Source organism: Streptomyces sp. NPDC002793 (assembly GCF_040295485.1).
GTDB lineage: Bacteria > Actinomycetota > Actinomycetes > Streptomycetales > Streptomycetaceae > Streptomyces.
Genome location: NZ_JBEOVL010000118.1, coordinates 1 through 3,125 on the forward strand (window position 1 = coordinate 1; position 3,125 = coordinate 3,125).

Below are 3,125 nucleotides of genomic sequence, written 5' to 3' on the forward strand. Positions count from 1 at the left end.
TCGGGCGCGGTCGAGGCGATCGAGGCCTTCGAGGGACGCCTTCGTGCGGAGGGGCGGCGGGTGAAGCGGCTGTCCGTGTCGCACGCGTTCCACTCTTCTCTGATGGAGCCGATGCTGGCCGGGTTCGCGGCGGTGGCCGAGTCGTTGACGTACCACGCGCCGTCGATCCCGGTCGTCCCGACGGCCTCGGGTGCGATGGACACCCCCGACTACTGGGTACGTCAGGTCCGCGAGCCCGTACGCTTCGCCGACGCCGTGATCAGGGCGACCGGCGAGGAAACCACGAGGTTCCTCGAACTCGGCCCCGACGGTGTGCTGTCGGCCCTCGCCCAGGGCGTCGACGAGGACGCCGTGACCGTACCGGCGTTGCGCGCCGGGCACAGCGAGACCACCGCGCTCGGGATGGCGCTGGCCCACCTGCACGCACACGGGACGCCCCTCGATTGGGCGGCGGTGTTCGGCCGCCCGGACGCCTGGGTGGAGCTGCCGACCTACCCGTTCCAGCGCGAGCGATACTGGCCGGAGCCCGCCGTCACGAGCCCGGCCGGCGCAGGATCCGCCGACGCCTTCTGGTCGGCGGTCGAAGCCCAGGACCTCGCAGGTCTTCCCGTCACCGCCGAGGACCGGGCGGCACTCGACGCCGCCCTCCCGGTACTCGCCGGGCTGCGCCGCACCCACGAGGACCGGGCAGGGGCCGACGCCTGGCGGTACCGCATCGCCTGGGAACCGCTGACGGAACGGCCGGCGGAGCTCTCCGGCACATGGCTGGTGGTCACCCCCGACGGCGTGGTCCCTCCGGACGTGATGGCGGCCCTGCACGGCGCCGCACTGCTGCCCCTCGCCGCGGACCGGCACGACAGGTCAGCTCTCGCCGGTCTGCTGCGCACCACGGCCCCGGACGTCACAGGAGTCCTGGCGATGCTGCCCACCGCCGGCGTGCTGACGCTGACGCAGTCCCTCGGCGACGCCGGGGTCGCCGCTCCGCTCTGGTGCGCCACCCGGCAGGCCGTGGCCGTCTCCCGGTCGGAGCGGCCCGCCGACCCGGCCGACGCGGGGGTCTGGGGTCTGGGGCGGGTCGTGGCACTCGAGCTCCCCGAGCGATGGGGCGGTCTGATCGACCTGCCCGCCGCTCTCGACGCCCGTGCCGGACGTCGCTTCGCCGCACTCCTCGCGGCAGGCATCCGTACGGCGCCCGGCTCCCCGTCGGCCTCGGGCGAGGACCAACTGGCCGTACGTGCCACCGGTGTCTACGGGCGGCGGTTGCGACCTGCACCCACCGCCGGCCGGACCACGCGCCCGTGGACGCCAGAAGGGCCCGTGCTGGTGACCGGCGGGACCGGTGCCGTGGGCTCCCGGGTCGCCCGCTGGCTCGCCGAACGGGGCGTCACCGAACTCGTGCTGGCCGGCCGCAGGGGCCCGGAGGCGCCAGGAGCCCGCGAGCTCCGTACGGAACTGGCCGAACTCGGCGCCGTCGCCCACGTAATGGCCTGCGACGTCTCGGACCGCGACGCCGTCGTCCGCCTGCTCGCCCACCACCCCGTCACCGCGGTGTTCCACACGGCCGGGGTCGTGGACGACGGCGTGATCGACTCACTGACCCCCGACCGGCTCACCCCGGTGCTCAGGGCCAAGGCCGACGCCGCCCGCATCCTCGACGAACTGCTGCCCGACGCCGCCGCGTTCGTCCTGTTCTCCTCGCTCGCCGGCACCCTCGGCAGCGCGGGCCAGGCCAACTACGCCGCTGCCAACGCCGAACTCGACGCCCTCGCCGAACGCCGCCGGGCCGACGGACGCGCCGCCACCTCGGTGGCCTGGGGACCGTGGGACCGGGCCGGCATGGCCACCGAAGGGACGGCCGCCGAACGGATGCGGCGCGGCGGACTGACTGCCCTGGACCCGCTGCGGGCACTGACCGCGCTGGGCCGCGCCCTCGATCTGGGTGACACCTGCGTAGCCGTCGCCGAGATCGACTGGCAGCGGTTCGTCCCCGGCTTCGCCGGTGCCCGCCCCACCACGCTCTTCGCCCGACTGCCGCAGGCCCCCGAGCCCTCCACAGCGCGGGCCGTCGCCCCCGGCGACACACTCGGCCTCGTACGGGATCGGGCCGCCGCCGTCCTGGGACATCCCTCGTCCACGGCCATCGAGCCCGACCGTGCGTTCCGGGACCTCGGCGTCGACTCGCTGACCGCACTGGAACTGCGCAACGCCCTCGCGGCCGAGACGGGCCTGAAACTGCCCGCCGGTCTGGTGTTCGACTTCCCGACCCCGGAAGCGGTCGCGGCGCATCTGCGCGAACTGCTCGGTGGAGAGGCGACGCCGAGCCCTCGACCGGCCGCGAGCAAGGACGCGCCCACCGACGAACCCATCGCGATCGTGGGCATGGCCTGCCGGTTCCCGGGCGGGGTCTCCTCCCCGCAGGACCTGTGGCGCCTCGTCACCGAAGGGGCCGACGCCATCGGCCCCTTCCCCGCCGACCGGGGCTGGGACCTGGACGCCCTGTACGACGAAGGAAGCGGAAGGCCCGGAAGCACGTACACCCGTGAAGGCGGCTTCCTCGCCGACGCCACCGAGTTCGACGCTGACCTGTTCGGTATCTCGCCGCGCGAGGCCCTCGCCATGGATCCCCAGCAGCGGCTGATGCTGGAGACCGTCTGGGAGGCCGTGGAGAGCGCGGGCATAGATCCGCACTCGCTGCGCTCCACCTCGACCGGCGTCTTCGCCGGAACGAACGGCCAGGACTACGCCGCGCTGCTCCTCGGTGGCGGAATCGAGCCGTCCGAATCGGACCTGCACATCGGCACCGGCAACGCGGCCAGCGTGCTGTCGGGCCGCGTCGCCTACGCCTTCGGTCTCGAAGGTCCGGCGGTCACGGTCGACACGGCGTGCTCGTCGTCCCTCGTCGCCCTGCACTGGGCGGTCCAGGCGCTGCGCTCCGGGGACTGCTCCCTGGCCGTGGCCGGGGGGGTGACCGTGATGTCCACACCGGGCGCCTTCGTCGATTTCGCCCGCCAACGCGGACTGGCCGCGGATGGTCGTTGTAAGGCGTTCGGTGTGGGTGCGGATGGTACGGGGTGGGGTGAGGGTGTGGGTGTGTTGTTGGTGGAGCGGTTGTCGGATGCTGTGGT

The 3,125-nt window shown here is 73.7% G+C and carries 1 protein-coding gene; it reads left to right on the plus strand.

Going from position 1 to position 3,125, the window contains the following annotated elements; genetic code table 11:
• The coding region (locus tag ABT001_RS35795; RefSeq protein WP_351285865.1) for an SDR family NAD(P)-dependent oxidoreductase at positions 1-3,125 on the plus strand (3,125 nt) is incomplete at both ends.